The organism is Pontibacter korlensis (assembly GCF_000973725.1).
In the GTDB taxonomy this organism is placed as follows: Bacteria; Bacteroidota; Bacteroidia; order Cytophagales; family Hymenobacteraceae; genus Pontibacter; species Pontibacter korlensis.
Map to the genome: position 1 here is coordinate 4,955,891 of NZ_CP009621.1, position 16,773 is coordinate 4,972,663.

The window sequence follows — 16,773 nt, forward strand, 5'->3', positions numbered from 1 at the left end:
CCTTTTGCTGTAATTTTGACTTCTTATTTAAACTGGCGTAACAAAAGGTGGCAGAACTAACTACAAATAACAGCCACACAGCGCCAACACATATCATGGAACCAAAGCGATTAAATAAATTTATCAGTGATTCGGGCTTCTGCTCCCGCCGCGAGGCTGACAGACTGATCGAAGAAGAGCGAGTAACGGTTAACGGAAAACTGCCTGAACCAGGTACGAAGGTAACCGCTAAAGACAAAGTACGCATAGACGACCAACTGCTTACTGTACGTGAGGAGGAACCTGTTTTCCTGTTATTGAACAAGCCTTCTGGTATGTCGGCAACGGCCGATATGGGCGTGCGCGACAACGTAGTGAGGGCTATCAATTATCCGGCGTCCTTACAGCCTATTGGCCACCTGGACCGCGATGCAGAGGGTGTGCTTTTTCTGAGCAACGATGGTGACTTGGTACGCAAAATAACCAAAGCCGATACAAAGTTTGAAAAGGAGTACATTGTTACCGTTGATAAACTTATCTCTCCAGAATTTATTGCCAAGCTGATAGGTGGTGGTGAATCGGAAGCAGGTGAGAAGCTACAAAAAACCTTTATTGCCAAAGAAGGCTCTACCCGTTTCCGCATTATTCTAAAGCCAAATACCAACCACAACATCAAAAGAATGTGCGAGGACCTGGGCTATAAAGTAGTGCACCTGCAGCGTGTTCGTATCGAAAATCTTACGCTAGCAAAGCTACCTACCGGACATTGGCGCAAGTTGAGTGCTGCTGAAGTGGAAATGCTTGCAAGCGCTGGCAGCAGAGCTGGCAGCAGCAAAAGCAAAGACAATGACTATTTCTCTCCACGTGGTGGGGCAAGCAAAGCCCGGGTAGGAAAAAGCAAACCTGCTGGTGCTACTAAAGGTGGTGCTGGTAAAAGCTTCGGAGGGTCTAAACCTGGCTCAGCAGGTAATAAGAGCCCGAGAAAAGGAGGCCCATCAAATACCTCCTCCCGTAGCGGAGGGGCTGGAAAAGGCGCTGCTCCAAAAGGTAGAACAGGAAGAGGCCGTTAAGCCACAAGAATCAACATAAAAAAGGGTGAAGCTGTAGCGGCTTCACCCTTTTCATTTCAGTTCTATCCTTCCCAGCTGCCCATCTTACCCATTTGGTAATCCCGGAAAGCTTCTCTTATTTCTTCTTCAGAGTTCATCACAAATGGGCCATGAGCAACCACAGGCTCATTAAAGGGCTTGGCATGCCCGAACAGGATATAGCTGTCTTCCTGTGCCTCAACGCTTATCTCATCCCCATCGTTGGCAAACTCTACCAGCGTTAGTTTCTCTGCGGTTTCTCCATTTACTTTCACAGCTCCACGCACTACATAGAAGAAGACGTTGCGTTCTGCCGGCACAACTGTGCTGAAGCTTCCGCCTTGCTGCAGCTCCACGCTTGCCATATGGATATCGCTTAGCGACGGAATAGGTCCCTCGGTATCGCGCCAGCTTCCCGACACTACGTTCACCTTCACCTTACCATCGTCTTCTGTAACGGTAGGGATGCCCTCTTTTTGCAGGCCAATATACTTAGGCTCTGTCATTTTATACTTGGCAGGCAGGTTAAACCAGAGCTGCAGAATCTCCATTGGGCCTCCCTCCTTCTTAAACTTATCAGAAGAAACCTCGGCATGAATGAGTCCACGGCCTGCTGTCATCCACTGCACACCGCCTGCCTCAATTACATCTTTTCCGCCACCGGTATCCTGGTGCATGATGTCACCATCAAGTATAAAGGTTAGCGTCTCAAAGCCGCGGTGTGGGTGCGGACCGAAAGGAAGCCCTCTGTTGTTTTGCTTGTACACCTGCGGGCCATGGTGGTTCAGGAAAAGAAAAGGGTCGATGTAGTCTACTGACTGCGTTGGCAAAGCTCTGTAAGTTACCAGGTCATCTATGGGAGCACTAATAGCTTTATGCTTCTTTTTGATCGTTCTCATCATGTTTTATTTAATGTAGGTACACTAACTTATAAACTCCTTTACCACGACACAAGTTTTAGTTAATTTATACTCTGCCAGTAAAAGAAAAGAGGCCCGTTGCTGAGCCTCTTTTTATACTTGTTTTGCCTGGATTTAAGATGCAAACAAATCTGAAGAAAGGTAGCGATCGCCTCTGTCGCAGATAATGCATACTACTACGCCTTCCTCCATCTCCTCAATCAGTTTTGTGGCTACATGCACAGCTCCTCCGCTGCTCATACCCGCAAAAACTCCCTCCTCGCGTGCCAGCCTTCTGGTCATGGCAGTCGCCTCCTCCTGGCTTACATCGATAGTACGATCTACACGCTCTGGCTCAAATATCTTCGGCAAATATTCTGTAGGCCAGCGACGTATACCTGGTATCTGAGAGCCTTCTACTGGCTGAGCGCCTATAATCTGCACCTCCGGGTTTTGTTCTTTCAGGTAACGCGACACTCCCATGATAGTGCCTGTTGTACCCATGGAAGACACAAAGTGTGTTACTTTACCTTGTGTATCATGCCAGATTTCCGGCCCTGTGGTACGAACGTGCGCCATGTAATTATCAGGATTGCCGAACTGGTTCAGCACCAGGTAACCACCTTTCGCTACCTGCTCGGCTACATAATCAATAGCTCCTTCCATAGATTTTTCGGCAGGTGTAAGTATAACTTTGGCTCCGAAGGCTTCCATCGTTTGCACACGTTCTTTGGTAGCATTGGCAGGCATTACTAACTCAATCTCCACCTCAAACAGTCTGGCAATCATGGCTAACGCAATACCGGTGTTACCGCTGGTGGCCTCAATTATTTTCATGCCTGGCTTCAGGTCGCCACGATCCAGCGCTCCTTTAATCATGCTGTACGCCGCACGGTCTTTTACACTACCTCCAGGGTTATTTCCCTCCAGCTTAGCATACAGTTTTACACCCGGTTTGGTATTTATATGTGTAAGCTCCACCAACGGGGTGTTGCCAATAAAGTCTAGTAAGGTTGCCATGTATCGAGTAATTGATGTGTGGTAAACCACAAAATTAAGGAATAGTTTTTAACCTTCCTGTGTTAGCGCCACACTAGCTTTGGATGGCTGTTGGTGCATGGCAGGGAAGCGGTAGCAGCCACAATAAAAATCCCGCTAGCTATAGAAGTGTAGCTAGCGGGATTATACTGGTTGTACTTTCTACTTCTTTAGTAACTTCAAGAGTTCTTCTGCCACGCCCTCCGAAGATGCTGGGTTTTGACCTGTTATCAGTAGGCCATCCCGCACAACGTGTGGCTGCCAATCTTCTACCTTAGAGTAATTACCTCCCAGCTCCTGCAATTTATCTTCTACCAAAAAAGGCACTATATCAGTAAGATTTACAGCGTCTTCTTCAGAGTTTGTAAACCCGGTTACGTTTTTGCCTTTTACCAGCGGGTCTCCGTTAGGGCCTTTCACCTTAGCGAAAACTGCCGGAGCATGGCATACGGCTGCAATAGGCTTTTCCAGTTTTGCAAAGCTTTCTATCAAGCGTATAGACTCTTCGCTGTTGGTAAGGTCCCATAAGGGACCATGTCCGCCTGGGTAAAATACAGCATCATAGTCATCCACATTCACCTCACTTAGCTTCATGGTATTTCTAAGCTTTTCCTGAAGTTCCTGATCGCCATTGTAGCGCTCGGTTGCCTCTGTTTGTGCTCCAGGTGCCTCACTGCTAGGGTCTATGGGCGGCTCACCACCTTCCGGAGATGCCAGTGTTACGTCTACTCCCGCATCTGCTAGCACATAGTATGGCGCAGCAAATTCTTCCACCCAAAAACCTGTTTTCTTACCGGTGTCACCCAGCTCAGAATGTGATGTTAAAACAAATAATACTTTCATAGCTTTCTGTAGTTGTTTGAATTTAGATTGTGTATTCTGTTACGTAGCCATTGCCAGTACAGGTATGGCCACAGCATTTTTATCCTCCGGCTACTGTGCAGCTACCCGCCACACAGTGTTGCCCTCGTCGTCGGCAACCAACAGGGAGCCATCTGGTAACTCTGCCACACCAGCTGGTCGGCCATATACTTCATTCTTACTGGCGTCGGCTATGAAACCAGTCAGAAAGTCCTCATACTTTTTGTTAGGTTCGCCATTCTGGAAAGGCACAAATACCACTTTATAGCCAGCAAATTCGGAGCGGTTCCAGGAGCCATGTTGTCCTACAAAAGCACCATTTCTATACTTAGACGGAAAGCGGTCACCATTGTAAAACTCCAGGCCCAGCGATGAAGTGTGCGATCCCAGTGGAACATCCGGCACTATGGATTTCTCAACCAGCTCAGGGCGTTCCCCTTTGCGACGCGGGTCTACATTCTGCCCAAAGTACGAATAGGGCCAGCCGTAAAAGCCCCCTTCCTGCACACTGGTCAAATAGTCGGGTACCAGGTCATCACCAAGTCCGTCGCGCTCATTCACTGCTGTCCAGAGGGTGTTGGTGCCTGGTTCCCAGTCCATGCCCACGGGGTTACGCAGGCCACTGGCATAGATGCGCTCGCCACTGCCGTCCGGGTTTATCTCCAAGATAGCAGCGCGGCGTTTTTCCTCCTCCATTCCATATTCCCCTACATTACTGGCAGAGCCAACAGAAACATATATTTTGGAGCCATCCCGGCTGGCGATTAGGTTCCGTGTCCAGTGATGGTTATAGCCCCCGGCAGGCAAGCTCAGTATCTTTTCACCCTTGCCCGTTATTTTTGTTTGCCCCTCTTTGTATGGATAGCGCATAACGCCATCGGTGTTTGCCACATAGAAGTAGTTATTGAGCACCAGCATGCCGTAAGGCTGATTCAGGTTGTTTATAAACACCTCCCGCTGGTCTGGCTTACCGTCATTATTTGTGTCACGAAACATGGTTATGCGGTTGGCGCTCTTCTCTTTATCATCCGACTCCACCACAAAAATATCCTTGTTCGGAGCAACATATATTCTTCGTGGGTGTTTCAGGTCACCAGCAAATTTAGTGACAGTAAATCCTGCGGGAGCTTTAGGGGTTTGACCTTCGGGCCAGCCAATGGTTTTGCTTCTTTTCTCAGCTTGATGTGTGGTGTCTGGTGGCGGAAGCTCAAGGGTTGAACCTGTTTCCGTTGTCAGTGTATCTGCCCCTGTTTTACCATCCACATCAATGTTTTCAGAGTCTTCTGTCGTGCGAGCTGATTCAGAGCAGCCTAAAATTGCTACACCAGTAAATAAAGCAATAAGCGATGTCTTCCATCGTGTCGTTCTCATAGTTCTCGTGTTGTATTGGTTTCAAGTTAATGCTATACGAGAGAGCCTGCCAACTTGGTCGGTTAAGAAAAAACAAAGCCCCCGCCGGAATTTCAATAAGGGCTTTGTTTGAGTAAGCATAATCAATCGTTGAAAGAGGTTTTGGTAGCTATATTTTCCCAATCGCTTAGGTTCTGCTCTACCTGTGCCAGCTTTTTTCGCACTGCCTCGTAAGCGATACTGCCTAGGGGCAAGCGCAGCGGCGGGTTGTCACTATCTACCACCTGTAACAGTACTTGGGCTGCCTTAACCGGGTCTCCATCTTGCTCACCGGAGTAACCTAGTATTGTGTTTTTAAAAACGTGTGCCGTTTTTTCATAAGCTGGTAACTCCTTCTTGGCACATTTTATACTTGAGCCGGCAAAGTTGGTGCGGAATGGCCCCGGCTCAATAATGCTCACTTTTATACCCAGCGGGGCTACTTCCTGCGCCAGCGCCTCGCTCATCCCTTCCAGGGCAAATTTGCTGGCATTGTACACACCAAAGCCTTGGGTGCTTCTGAACCCTGCAGCAGAAGACATCTGTAAAATATTACCACTCCCTTGTTCACGCATGTAAGGCAGTACTGCCTGCGTTACCTGCACTGCACCAAAGAAGTTTGTCTCCATTACTTCCCGAAACTCCTGCACAGTAGCCTCTTCTACAGCTCCCAGAAAACCGAAGCCGGCATTATTCACCAGCACATCTATTTGCCCCAGGTGTTTTACAGCGGCATCGACTGTCGCCTTTACACCGTCTGGGTTTGTTACATCCATTATGTAGGCGAAGGAATTTCCGGGCGAGATGGCATTAAACTCTTCTAACTGCCTGTGCTGCCGCACTGTTCCAATAACTTTATCTCCACGGCGAGCAGCCTCTTCTGCCAATACACGTCCGAATCCACTTGAGACGCCTGTAATAAACCATACTTTATCTGCCATTCTAATTCTTTTTGATTTGAGGTCGAATATACGCATCGTGGGGGAAGGAAGTATAACACACGACTTTAGGAAAGCACCTCGTTACGTTTCCGCATTAGACTTACAAATGAGCCATAATCAAATTTACCCACACTACTTCTACCTTCAGAGCTATATATCCTATCCTCACGCTTTTTTCATGGTTCTGGTTTCTAACCTGATGCAGCTATCGTATATAGAATATACTGATAACATGAAATAATTGCACCAACAACCAGCATTATCGGTCCGTCTCCTCACCCTCAGACCATCCACCCCGGTTGATGCAATTTCAAAACTGAAAGGAGGCCATTATGCTAGCAGAAGCAACAATACAGGATCTTAAGTCAAATATGCGGGGAGCTGTGATCCGGCCAGAAGACACTGGTTATAACGAGGCCCGCAAAGTATACAATGCCATGATCGACAAACACCCGCGCCTGATAGCCCTCTGTGAGGACGTGGCCGATGTGATATACGCCGTTAACTATGCCCGGGAGAACAACCTGCTGGTGGCTATCCGCGGAGGAGGCCACAACGGCGGGGGCTTGGGCATCTGCGACGACGGCTTAGTAATCGACCTTTCCCATATGAACGGAGTGCAGGTAAACCCGGACCAGAAGACGGTACGGGTGGATGGAGGCTGCACCTGGGGCAAGGTAGACCACGCCACCCATGCATTCGGTATGGCTACACCCAGCGGTGTCATTTCCACCACCGGTGTGGGAGGGTTAAGCCTGGGTGGAGGTATCGGACACCTTACCCGAGCTTACGGCCTTAGCATTGATAACCTACTGGAGGCAGATGTGGTGCTGTCTGATGGCAGCTTAGTAAAGGCCAGCGAGGAGGAGCATGAAGATCTTTTCTGGGCCATACGCGGCGGAGGTGGCAACTTTGGTGTGGTGACGTCATTCTTGTTTAAGCTACACCCCGTAGACACCGTCTATGCTGGCCCTATGTTCTGGGAACTGGATAAAGTGAAGCCCGTGATGCAGTGGTGGCGGGATTTTATAGTAAAAGCTCCGGAAGATATCAACGGCTTCTTTGCCCTGCAGCAGGTGCCTCCTGTCGATCCTTTTCCCAAAGAGCATCAAAATAAGATAGTTGGCGGTGTGCTATGGTGCTATACCGGTCCAATGGAAAAGGCTGAAGAAGTATTTAGGCCTATCCGAAGTCTAGAACCTAAAGCCGCCATTGATTTGGTTGGTCCCCTACCGCATCCAGTTCTGCAAAGTTTGTTCGATCCACTCTACCCTCCGGGACACCAGTGGTACTGGAGAGCAGATTTTGTGAACGAGTTGAGTGATGAGGCCATTGATTGCCATCTGGAATTCGCCAGCAAACTACCCACTCCTCTTTCCGGTATGCATCTATATCCAATAAACGGAGCCGCTCATGAGCTGGATAAGAGCGCTACCGCCTGGAGCTTCCGGGATGCCAATTGGGCACAGGTCATCGTAGGTGTTGACCCGGACCCAGCGAACAAAGAGAAAATTACCACCTGGACCAAAAACTACTTTGACGCCCTCCACCCCTACTCAGCCGGAGGGGCTTACGTCAATTTCATGATGGAGGAAGGTGATGAGCGCATCAGGGCTACCTACCGCGACAACTACGATAAGCTGTCTCACATCAAGTACAAGTATGACCCAAACAACTTATTCAAGGTAAACCAGAACATAAAACCAGTGGCAGTAGCGTGAGCGGTTATAGCAACTTAAGATGGTACTCTGAGGCAACCCTTGGTCCCGGGGCTTATGGGAGCTGCGCTTACTATAAAGCTATTTTATTGAATAGCATTTGAAGCTGTCTGCCGCAGCTCATTGCTATACTTCCTGCGGTGGTTTTTGTACCTTTGCAAGTATAAAAGCCATACGTTGGAACAGCCTATCCGCAAGATCATACACATCGACATGGACGCCTTTTTTGCCTCCGTGGAGCAGCGCGATAACCCCGAGTTGCGCGGGAAGCCTGTGGCTGTGGGCGGCTCTAAAATGCGTGGTGTAGTGGCTGCTGCCAGTTATGAAGCCCGCAAGTATGGTGTGCACTCAGCTTTAGCCTCTAAGATTGCCGCTCAGCGTTGTCCGCAGCTAATTTTTGTAAAGCCGCGGTTTGATGTGTACAGTGCAGTATCTCGGCAGATTCGGGAGATTTTCTTTTCTTACACCGACCTGGTGGAGCCACTCTCTTTAGACGAGGCTTACCTGGATGTAACGGAAAACAAGATTGGCATGCCCTCGGCGAGTATTATTGCCAAAGAAATTAAACAAAGGATACTGGAAGAGACAAAACTGACGGCCTCGGCAGGAGTATCCTTTAACAAGTTCCTGGCTAAGATTGCCTCCGATATGGACAAGCCCAACGGCTTCACGCTCATCACTCCAGACAAGGCTGAAGAAGTAGTGTCAGGTTTAGAGATCGAGAAGTTCCATGGTATCGGCAAGGTAACAGCAGCCAAGATGCAGAGCATGGGCATACTGACAGGTGCCGATTTGCGGCTGCGCTCGGAAGAAGAACTGGTAAGGGTGTTCGGCAAAGTTGGTCGCTATTACTACCACATAGCCCGTGCTCAGGATGAACGTGAAGTACAGCCACACCGCATCCGCAAGTCTATTGGCTCTGAGCGCACTTTCGACGAAGATTTGTCGGAAGAAGATGAGATGCTGGAGCGCCTCCAGCATCTTGCAGAAGAAGTAGCCCAGGATATGGCAAGGTTGCAGGCAACAGCCAAAACAGTAACTGTTAAGATCAAGTACTTCGACTTTACGCTGAACACGCGCAGCAAAACGTACCTGAGTGAGTTCAGCTCGGCTGACGCCATTTATACCATAGCTCGCGAACTACTGCGTACCCCACAACTACCAGCTTACCCCGTACGCCTGCTAGGTATTTCCGTCTCGAGCCTTACCTATCAGCACGACCGCCAGCGCGAGGGCTACCAGTTCACGCTGGAGCTGTAGTTGTATTCTCACTTGGTTCTATAACTGTGTAGAATACTGAGGCTTTAACCTCACCCCTCTTTAGAAAGTAGTAGAGAATTTGACACTAATAAACATCCCTCAGGGAGAGCTTATCCTGTAGCTGCTTTGACTTTAGTATAAAGGCTACTCTGGTGAACCCACCCCTAACCCCTCCGAGGAGGGGAATTTTCCGGAAGATGATGACACTCCTGTGACCTACGGTCGCAAGTTTCCACCCTCGTCTCACTTGTCCTCAAGGGGACAGTGAGAAAAGCAGGAGTAGTCAAATCTGATCCCAGTCTTTGGGTTGAGCGCCTTGTGCGATCCGGTGCCGCTTGAGCGGCAGCGCCCTGGCGCAGGAGGGAACACAGCGCGATCCCCAAGAATAAGGCCTCCCGGCCTAGAGGGGACCAAAGCATGAGATGAAACAACAAAGGAAGTAAGGCTGTGGATGAACTGAAGCTAGAAAGTATAGCTTATATAACTTAATTTAAGAAGTAGCAATTCAAGCTTTTCGTGCTAAGTCCACCACCAGCGCTGCAATCTCCTCCGGCTTTTCCTCTTGCAGCAAATGGCTAGCTTTTAGCTTATGTACCTGAGGCAAGTTGGCAGCGAGCTTCATTTCCTCCCCGTACCGCTCGTAAGTTAGCCCAGGATCCTCCGCTCCCCAAATTGCCTGCACGGGGTATGGCACCTGCTCCACCGCCTGGTAACAAAGCCGCTTAAACTCCTCCGACTTATCAAAACTGCGCATAATTTTCAGAAAGGCCGCACCGTTATCCTCCCGCTTCAGGAGGTCTATGTAAGCATATATCTCCTCCTTCGGGATATTATCCGCATTGGCTACGGCAACTTTTGTAAAGCCTAGTTGCCAGGTAGTGTGCGTTAGGCTTTTTAGCTCCGCTTCTCCTAGCACCGGCATTTCGAAAGGACGCATCGGGAGAGGCTTCTTGAAGTGCACTACATCTACCCAAGTGTTCAGAATTGTGAGTGATTTTATTCTTTCCTTGTTTTCAGCAGCTAGTGCAAAGCCAATCGGACCGCCAATGTCGTGCACAACCAAGTGAAATTCCTGAATACCCAGCACCTCTGTGGCACGGGCCAGGAAGCGCGCAAAGCTATGGAAGGTATAGTCAAAATCTTCAGGTCTGTCAGATAAGCCAAGGCCCGGTAAATCTACACATACACCTCGCATACCATTAGCAGCAAGGGCCGCGATTACTTTGCGGTACAGGAAAGAAGACGTGGGTACGCCGTGGATGCACAAAACTACCTCCCCTTCGCCTTGATCCAGCACAAAAGTATTGATGCCATCTACTTGTATATACTTGCCCTTGGCCTGATGCGCTGCAATTACCTGCTCTACTGTATGTTTATCACTCATAATGTCATTTTAGGTACGGTACTTTAAGTTTACTTTACTACGTTCCCTTCCCTAAAGTGTCAATCAGAAGCTTCTTTCATTGCATTTTTATAGTCTATTACCGCCCCAATAAGCGAAGCATGTACGAACGTTTGCGGAATGTTACCCAGGTACTCTCCTCTAATGGGGTCTCCCTCTTCCGGCATCAATCCTACATCGTTCATAAAGACTAGTGCCGCCTGCATTACCTGCTTAAACTTTTGCCAGTTGTGGCGCATCACCCAGTATTGGGCTACCCAGAATGTGCCTGCCAAGAATGCTCCCTCCTGACGTGCATCAAAGCCCACCAGGTGCCTACGGAAGAGGTTATGCTGACAGTAGTCCCGTTCCAATACTTCGATCGTTTTCAGCACTTCGGGAGCATCAGCCTCGGTATAGGCCCAGATAGGAAATAAAATGGCGCTCACATCCACTGCCTCTGCGCCAGGATAGGCCGCGTAGGCACCTTCTGATGTGATGCACTTTTCTGCCACAAACGCTCTTATTTCCGACGCTGCTTTAAGCCAAGGCTTTTTTTGTGCCTCCTCCTGACTGTGCTCAGCTATGTACTCCAGGCTAACAGCAGCCACCACCTTGCTGGAAGTATAATGCTGCCTCTGTGTTTCCTCCCAAAGCCCATGATCTTTCTCATGCCAATGCTCCGTTAGATAATCGGCCAGGTGAGCTATTAAATTCCAGTGCTCCCTTGTTTGAAAGCGGTTATAAATAAGCTTGGCTGAAAGCAGTACATTACTAATGGCATCCAGTTGCAGCTGACAGTTAGCGTTGTTTCCCACACGAACAGGCCTGCTCGCGGCATAACCTGTAAAATGCGTTAAAAAGTTTTCTCCCGGAGCAGGCTGTTTATCAAGTGTAAAGAACGGCACTACCGGCTCCTTTACCTTATGTATGGCATCGCAGATAAAACTGAGGAAATGTCGTTCCTGGTCACCGTCTGAGCCAGCGCGGGTAAGAGCACTGGAGATCATGGCTGCATCACGAAGCCACACGTAGCGATAATCCCAGTTCCGTTGCCCACCTTTTACCTCGGGCAAAGAGGTTGTTCCGGCAGCTACAATACCTCCATTTTCTGCAAAAGTCATCAGCTGCAGGACACTCAGCGAATTTCTCACCTCACGCTCATAGGGACCTTCGTAGGTGATGTGGCTGCTTACCTCCTGCCAGGCTTGCAAAGTAGTACTCCGTGCCTCTTTAAGTACTTTCTCATTTATACTTATCTGCTGCTCACTTAACACAAACCAAGCTTTATCTCCTGCAGGAACCTCACAGACTATGTCGTTCTGCTCTACCTGTAGCGGGTGTGAGGCTTGCAAGAATAGCTTACCATTTATACTAACAGTGCCGTTTGGGTGCTGCTTTATCTGCAGTATGGTGCGGCCATAGTCAGGCTTTGGGGAGATAGTAAGCATCAAATGATCGGGAGCTTCCGAAAAACTCCGGCAAATACCATGGAAGCCTGCACGAATAGGCATATAATCTTCTACCTGTACTTCACCGGAGTCGCAGGCAAGTATAGTGCAAAGTATGGTGCTGTCGCTGTGGTAGTAGCGGTGTTTGAAATGTAAGCCGGGAGCATCAACTTTCCAGCAGCCTCCTTTCTCCGTATCCAGCAGACTCGCAAACACAGAGGGTGCATCAAAACGTCTTGGGCTGTACCATACCACGCTACCAGTCTTAGACACATAAGCGCAAGTGCGGCGGTCGCCTATAAGCGCCAGGTCCTGAATGCTGGTTTGCGTTTCTTTCATCTGCGTTAGCCGCACAAATTATGGTACACTTTCTTGTACCATACGGCTATAAGATACTTCATGCTGTACCTCGCTAACTTTCTGCAGGAGGCAACTTTACTTCAGCTGCAGTTCATTGCGCAAAGGCTCAAACTCTGTTCTGTTCTTGGTCCAGTAGTCGGTAATCATTTTGGCTTTGCGGGTGGCACGGCTTACTTCCTGCTGCCCGTTTTTAAGCTCGCGTACTTCCTCCCAACCAGCAACCTCATAAGGGAAGGCTGCAGTGTAAAAGATGCGCAAGGTGCGCGGGTAACTTTTATACTTTACTGTCAGCACCTTCAGGCCCGATGCATTAAAGTCTGCCATGGTATTCTCGGCCTCACTTATACTTATGTTTGCGTCTTCTGCCTCCAGTTGCTCATGTGTCAGGCGCTGGTCTAGCAAGCCGGGTATGAGCCTGACCTCGCCCGTAGGTACCTGGTTCGGGTTCAGGCGCAGTAGTGTCCAGAGGTTGTCTTCCGGAATGGCATCGATAGTGAGATTTTGGTCGCTTTCGTTCTCGAAGTAGGAAAACAGCCGCACATTATATTTACCATTCTGCCGGTTAAGCTGCGTATATGTTTGCCCGCACCACTCCTGCACACTAGCTGTGACCTTTACCGACGGAATGCTTTCGTAGACCGGCGTAAACACCGACAGCATCATGGAGTACGGATAAATACCCGTGACGAACTTTTTGGTAAGATTCAGCTTCAGTACTTTCTGCGCATCCCGCTCATTGGCCTGCGGGTCGTCCAGTTTCACTTGTTTCTCTTTGGAAAAGTCTTCTGTTACAAAGATCAGCACCGCCTCCCCGTCCCGCTTTTCACCATAGCGGTACTGCTCCAGTGCATAAGAATTTAGCTCGGCCTTGCCTTGGTACCAGTAGTCTCCAAAGGCATCATAATCTATACTTCGGGAGCCACCAGAGTTTGAGTTGGCAGCATTACAGCCAAACAAAAATATAAGCAGGGCAAAGTATGGCAGGTGTTTCAGCATGGCAATCAGGTATAAGTATAATATTTAGAGCTTAAGATAGATCAGGAAGGTACACGCTGCAGTACCTCATTTAAACGGTTCTTCAGCTCTTCAAGCGTCTTCATGGCATTCAGTTCCTCAGCTCGTAGCAGTACTTCCAGTTTTTGCTCCCTTTGTAGCGCCACCAGCGGATATTGGTCATACACATCCCGGTGCTGCCACTCATCTTTATACTGAAATTCCACCTCCAGCGGCAAATTTTCGATATACTCTGCCCACTCTTCAAACATATTAAACTTACCATAAGTAAGGGCGCAGAGGCTGCAGGGATAGGTGCCGGGCGAAACGATTTTATGTGTCAAATCTGTGAGCTTGTTAAAAAAGCCGGTTTTGGCGTTGTAGACAAAAAGGAGTTTCGGTTTCATAAATCAGATCCTTCTGTAAGACTGAAAAGAATAGTAGAAAACCAGCAGGTAGCCCAGAGCCAGCATACTGTGGAAAATGAGCAAACTATACTCTTTCTGCACAACGCCCCAGGCAGCCACACCCAGGAACAGCAGGCCTAACAGCCCCTCCAGGTAAGTGGTAAAGGGTATCTTCAGGCTGCGGTAAAAGTTATCCTGCCACCTTTGCTGCCGCCCCTCCAGGTTAAACTTTGGCGTCCGGATGAAGGGTGATTTCCGGCCCGTCCAGCCTTCCCACACCGCCACCGCATTGTGCAGTGCCAACCCCATTGACATGGAAAGGAAGAGCGGGAAGTATAAAAGAAAACTTCCTCTGCCCGAGGCTTTACCAAAAGCATCAGCCTGAAAGTAAACTAAGCTGATGACAATAAAACTGAACAGCATAACGGCTGCAGCCTGAAAAGCTTGGACAGGAAGCAGGTAGTGCACCTTGGCCCAAAGCAACGGAACGCTTGCCAGCGAGGCTACCAGCACGGCCACGAATACCGAGCTATTGAGCAGGTGCGCCAGCGCGTGGTACTTTGTCTGTAGCGGTTTTTCAGAGCGCAGCACCGTGCCTAAGTGCTTCACAGCCGACTCTGCCCCACCCTTGGTCCAGCGAAACTGTTGCGATTTAAGGGCACTCATCACAGGCGGCAGCTCCGCCCGCGACTCCACCTCGGGCAAGTATAAAAACTGCCAGCCCTTCAATTGGGCGCGGTAGCTCAAGTCAAGATCCTCGGTCAGGGTATCGTCCTGCCAGTTGCCGGCATCCAGTATGGTTGTTTTGCGCCATACACCGCCGGTACCATTAAAGTTGATGAAGGCTTGTTGGCTGTTTCGGCCCACCTGCTCCACAAAAAAATGTGCGTCCAGCGCCAGTGCCTGCAGCCGTGTAAGTACAGAATACTCCTTGTTCAGGTGCGCCCAACGTGTTTGTACCATACCCAATTTAGCATCAGCAAAGTATGGAATAGTTTTTTTCAGAAAGAGAGGATCCGGCACAAAATCAGCATCAAAAATAGCAATGAACTCTCCTTTGGCCAGCTCCAAACCATACTTTAAAGCACCTGCCTTAAAGCCGCTGCGGTCCTGCCTCTGGATGTGCTGCAGGTTCAGGTGCAGGTACTGTTGTACTTTCTGCTGAATGAGTGCGGTGGTTTCATCGTCGCTGTCGTCGAGCAGTTGGATCTCCAGCTTATCGGCAGGATAATCTAAGGCGGCAACAGCATCAATCAGTCGCTCTACTACATACTTCTCGTTGTATACTGGCAGCTGCACTGTTACCAGTGGCCATACTTTGGGTGCTGGCAGCGTGGGCCTCTTCTGCCTCAGAAATAGGCGGAAACGGTAGAGCAGGTGCGCTTGCGCCAGGCTGTAAAGCAATATAAACAGCATGGAGAGTCCGTAGAGGACAACGCAAAGTATAAGCAGCAACTTCATCAATTCAGTACCTTAATCGAGTCATTCCCTGTAAGTACAGGAATGTCAGTAATTCGGCCTTGCTCCGGACCGTTTTCCAGCTTTAGTACGCCTCTGGGGCAAACGGTGGCGCAAATACCGCAGCCAACACAAGATGCCCGCACCACATTCTGTCCCCGCTGTGCATACCAACGCACATCGATGCCCATTTCGCAGTAGGTAGAGCAGTTACCGCAGGAGATGCATTGCCCTCCGTTGGTCGTTATCCTGAACCTGGATTTATAGCGCTGCACAATACCGATATATGCCGCCAACGGACAGCCATAGCGGCACCACACGCGGTTGCCCATCAAAGGATAAAAGCCTACTCCAATCACCCCGGCAAAAGCAGAGCCTATCAGAAAGCCATACCATTGGTGCAACACGCCAGTAGACTGCTCCAGCAAGGCAAACTCAACAAAATAATTCGCAATGGTGACAAGGGTGATAACTGTAATGATAACGAGTATGGGGTATACCATCCAGCGCTCCACTTTCCAAGCTTTCAATGATTTGTCGGAGAGATGACGGTATGGATCGCCGGCGGTTTCGGCCAGACCTCCGCAGCCACACACCCAGCTGCAGTACCAGCGCTTGCCATAGAAGTAAGTAAACAGCGGCACGCCCAGTATAACCAGTATAATGCCCCAGATAAACATGAACATACCCACGCTGCCACTGCCTAGCATGCTGGCAACGCTATAGTCAAAAAAGAAATCGTAGTCGAGGGGCCAGATATTCTTCAGGTCCTGCCACGGGTAGTTGAGCAGCACCAGGATCTCCGGTAGCAGAAAAGCAAAACTCAGCTGGAAAAATATAACTGACGAAGTACGTACCAGTTGATAGTTATTGCCTTTGTACTTGCGGAACATGCGCACGCCCATCACCACAATGGCCAAGGTGTAGAGGGTGCCGTAGAAAAACCATTGGCTGGCCGGACCTCCAGACAAGGCATAGCTAAGCGGATCAACAAGCAAGGTCCAGTTAACGATGTACTCCGGGTACCAGTAAAGCAACACATAAATAGCCGTAAGGTACAGGCCAATGGTTATTCCTACTACGCCGCGCGACTTGTTGGAGGAGAACATGATGCCATTGTTCCGCACACCGGCAGGCTCGCCCCTGTGCTGCGGCAGGATGTACAGTAAAGCTCCTGCTGCACCCAATACCACTGTCAGGAGCAGCAAGAGCAGTTTGTTGCTCTCCACAAAGCCCTGGCTGGCAACCTTGGTTAACGCAAAGGCATAATCGTCCCAGATTACCCGGTCCCACTGCTTGCTCCGTTGCTGTTCTTCGTTGTAGTTATCGAGGTAGCGGTTAAAATCGGTAGCAAACGCGAAGCTGGAAGTATACGTTTTCCCCAGCATCGGCTGCACCTGCTGCTGCAGCACCTCTACATGCTCCGGCTTAATGTTCTGCTGAAGCTGTTGTTCTGTTAGCTCAAACTGCCCCATAAAAAGCAAGGCATTGAACAACAGCAGCGCCAACAGAAATATACCTAAGCCTATTTTTTGAATTAACTTCATAAA

14 protein-coding genes are annotated in these 16,773 nt (G+C 49.3%); 3 read left to right on the forward strand and 11 right to left on the reverse strand.

Translation table 11 applies throughout. The features are described 5' to 3' along the window. Nucleotides 1-95: 95 nt before the first annotated feature. Nucleotides 96-1,049 carry a pseudouridine synthase gene (locus PKOR_RS21250; protein ID WP_046313362.1) on the forward strand — a complete coding sequence of 318 codons (954 nt, stop codon included), beginning with the start codon at nucleotides 96-98 and terminating at the stop codon, nucleotides 1,047-1,049. 62 nt (nucleotides 1,050-1,111) lie between these two features. On the opposite strand, the gene PKOR_RS21255 is transcribed toward PKOR_RS21250, so the two are convergent. The 5 genes from PKOR_RS21255 to PKOR_RS21275 all read right to left on the reverse strand — a co-directional run bounded on the left by PKOR_RS21255 (nucleotide 1,112) and on the right by PKOR_RS21275 (nucleotide 6,195). Further along, nucleotides 1,112-1,966 (reverse strand): pirin family protein, encoded by an 855-nt coding sequence (locus PKOR_RS21255; protein WP_046313364.1) that lies wholly within the window; start codon nucleotides 1,964-1,966, stop codon nucleotides 1,112-1,114. Nucleotides 1,967-2,101: 135 nt separating this feature from the next. After that, nucleotides 2,102-2,986, reverse strand: a complete 885-nt coding sequence (gene cysM / locus PKOR_RS21260; protein WP_046313367.1) for a cysteine synthase CysM — start codon at nucleotides 2,984-2,986, stop codon at nucleotides 2,102-2,104. A 180-nt stretch (nucleotides 2,987-3,166) separates the two neighbouring features. Then, a complete protein-coding gene (locus tag PKOR_RS21265; RefSeq protein WP_046313368.1) occupies nucleotides 3,167-3,847 on the reverse strand; it encodes a type 1 glutamine amidotransferase domain-containing protein in 681 nt (226 codons plus the stop codon). A gap of 90 nt (nucleotides 3,848-3,937) precedes the next feature. Then, complete coding sequence (locus tag PKOR_RS21270; RefSeq protein ID WP_046313370.1) at nucleotides 3,938-5,236, reverse strand: PQQ-dependent sugar dehydrogenase; 1,299 nt, start codon at nucleotides 5,234-5,236, stop codon at nucleotides 3,938-3,940. 122 nt (nucleotides 5,237-5,358) lie between these two features. Then, nucleotides 5,359-6,195, reverse strand: coding sequence for an oxidoreductase (locus tag PKOR_RS21275; protein ID WP_046313372.1), 837 nt, complete (start codon nucleotides 6,193-6,195; stop codon nucleotides 5,359-5,361). 332 nt (nucleotides 6,196-6,527) lie between these two features. Between PKOR_RS21275 and PKOR_RS21280 the strand changes: the two genes are divergently transcribed. Then, nucleotides 6,528-7,916 (forward strand): FAD-binding oxidoreductase, encoded by a 1,389-nt coding sequence (locus PKOR_RS21280; protein ID WP_046313374.1) that lies wholly within the window; start codon nucleotides 6,528-6,530, stop codon nucleotides 7,914-7,916. Nucleotides 7,917-8,090: 174 nt separating this feature from the next. Beyond that, on the forward strand, nucleotides 8,091-9,173 hold the full coding sequence (gene dinB, locus PKOR_RS21285) for a DNA polymerase IV (protein WP_262501824.1): 1,083 nt from the start codon (nucleotides 8,091-8,093) through the stop codon (nucleotides 9,171-9,173). A 505-nt stretch (nucleotides 9,174-9,678) separates the two neighbouring features. On the opposite strand, the gene PKOR_RS21290 is transcribed toward dinB, so the two are convergent. The 6 genes from PKOR_RS21290 to PKOR_RS21315 all read right to left on the reverse strand — a co-directional run bounded on the left by PKOR_RS21290 (nucleotide 9,679) and on the right by PKOR_RS21315 (nucleotide 16,770). Further along, nucleotides 9,679-10,557, reverse strand: a complete 879-nt coding sequence (locus PKOR_RS21290; protein WP_046313375.1) for an alpha/beta fold hydrolase — start codon at nucleotides 10,555-10,557, stop codon at nucleotides 9,679-9,681. A 59-nt stretch (nucleotides 10,558-10,616) separates the two neighbouring features. Then, entirely contained in the window at nucleotides 10,617-12,344 is a 1,728-nt protein-coding gene (locus PKOR_RS21295; RefSeq protein ID WP_046313377.1) for a glycoside hydrolase family 15 protein, read from the reverse strand. Between the two features lie 96 nt (nucleotides 12,345-12,440). Beyond that, on the reverse strand, nucleotides 12,441-13,361 hold the full coding sequence (locus PKOR_RS21300) for a hypothetical protein (protein ID WP_046313379.1): 921 nt from the start codon (nucleotides 13,359-13,361) through the stop codon (nucleotides 12,441-12,443). A gap of 41 nt (nucleotides 13,362-13,402) precedes the next feature. Further along, nucleotides 13,403-13,765 (reverse strand): hypothetical protein, encoded by a 363-nt coding sequence (locus PKOR_RS21305; protein ID WP_046313380.1) that lies wholly within the window; start codon nucleotides 13,763-13,765, stop codon nucleotides 13,403-13,405. Nucleotides 13,766-13,768: 3 nt separating this feature from the next. Continuing rightward, entirely contained in the window at nucleotides 13,769-15,226 is a 1,458-nt protein-coding gene (locus PKOR_RS21310) for a cellulose synthase family protein (RefSeq protein ID WP_046313382.1), read from the reverse strand. Then, the gene (locus PKOR_RS21315) at nucleotides 15,226-16,770 is read right to left on the reverse strand and encodes a 4Fe-4S binding protein (RefSeq protein WP_046313384.1); all 1,545 of its coding nucleotides are present in this window, start codon (nucleotides 16,768-16,770) and stop codon (nucleotides 15,226-15,228) included. The genes PKOR_RS21310 and PKOR_RS21315 overlap by 1 nt, the downstream gene beginning before the upstream one ends. Nucleotides 16,771-16,773 lie beyond the last annotated feature (3 nt).

Coding starts and splice junctions, on each gene's coding strand:
- PKOR_RS21250 (WP_046313362.1), top strand. CDS start 96: ATGGAACCAAAGCGATTAAATAAATTTATCAGTGATTCGGGCTTCTGC.
- PKOR_RS21255 (WP_046313364.1), bottom strand. CDS start 1,966: ATGAGAACGATCAAAAAGAAGCATAAAGCTATTAGTGCTCCCATAGAT.
- cysM (WP_046313367.1), bottom strand. CDS start 2,986: ATGGCAACCTTACTAGACTTTATTGGCAACACCCCGTTGGTGGAGCTT.
- PKOR_RS21265 (WP_046313368.1), bottom strand. CDS start 3,847: ATGAAAGTATTATTTGTTTTAACATCACATTCTGAGCTGGGTGACACC.
- PKOR_RS21270 (WP_046313370.1), bottom strand. CDS start 5,236: ATGAGAACGACACGATGGAAGACATCGCTTATTGCTTTATTTACTGGT.
- PKOR_RS21275 (WP_046313372.1), bottom strand. CDS start 6,195: ATGGCAGATAAAGTATGGTTTATTACAGGCGTCTCAAGTGGATTCGGA.
- PKOR_RS21280 (WP_046313374.1), top strand. CDS start 6,528: ATGCTAGCAGAAGCAACAATACAGGATCTTAAGTCAAATATGCGGGGA.
- PKOR_RS21290 (WP_046313375.1), bottom strand. CDS start 10,557: ATGAGTGATAAACATACAGTAGAGCAGGTAATTGCAGCGCATCAGGCC.
- PKOR_RS21295 (WP_046313377.1), bottom strand. CDS start 12,344: ATGAAAGAAACGCAAACCAGCATTCAGGACCTGGCGCTTATAGGCGAC.
- PKOR_RS21300 (WP_046313379.1), bottom strand. CDS start 13,361: ATGCTGAAACACCTGCCATACTTTGCCCTGCTTATATTTTTGTTTGGC.
- PKOR_RS21305 (WP_046313380.1), bottom strand. CDS start 13,765: ATGAAACCGAAACTCCTTTTTGTCTACAACGCCAAAACCGGCTTTTTT.
- PKOR_RS21310 (WP_046313382.1), bottom strand. CDS start 15,226: ATGAAGTTGCTGCTTATACTTTGCGTTGTCCTCTACGGACTCTCCATG.
- PKOR_RS21315 (WP_046313384.1), bottom strand. CDS start 16,770: ATGAAGTTAATTCAAAAAATAGGCTTAGGTATATTTCTGTTGGCGCTG.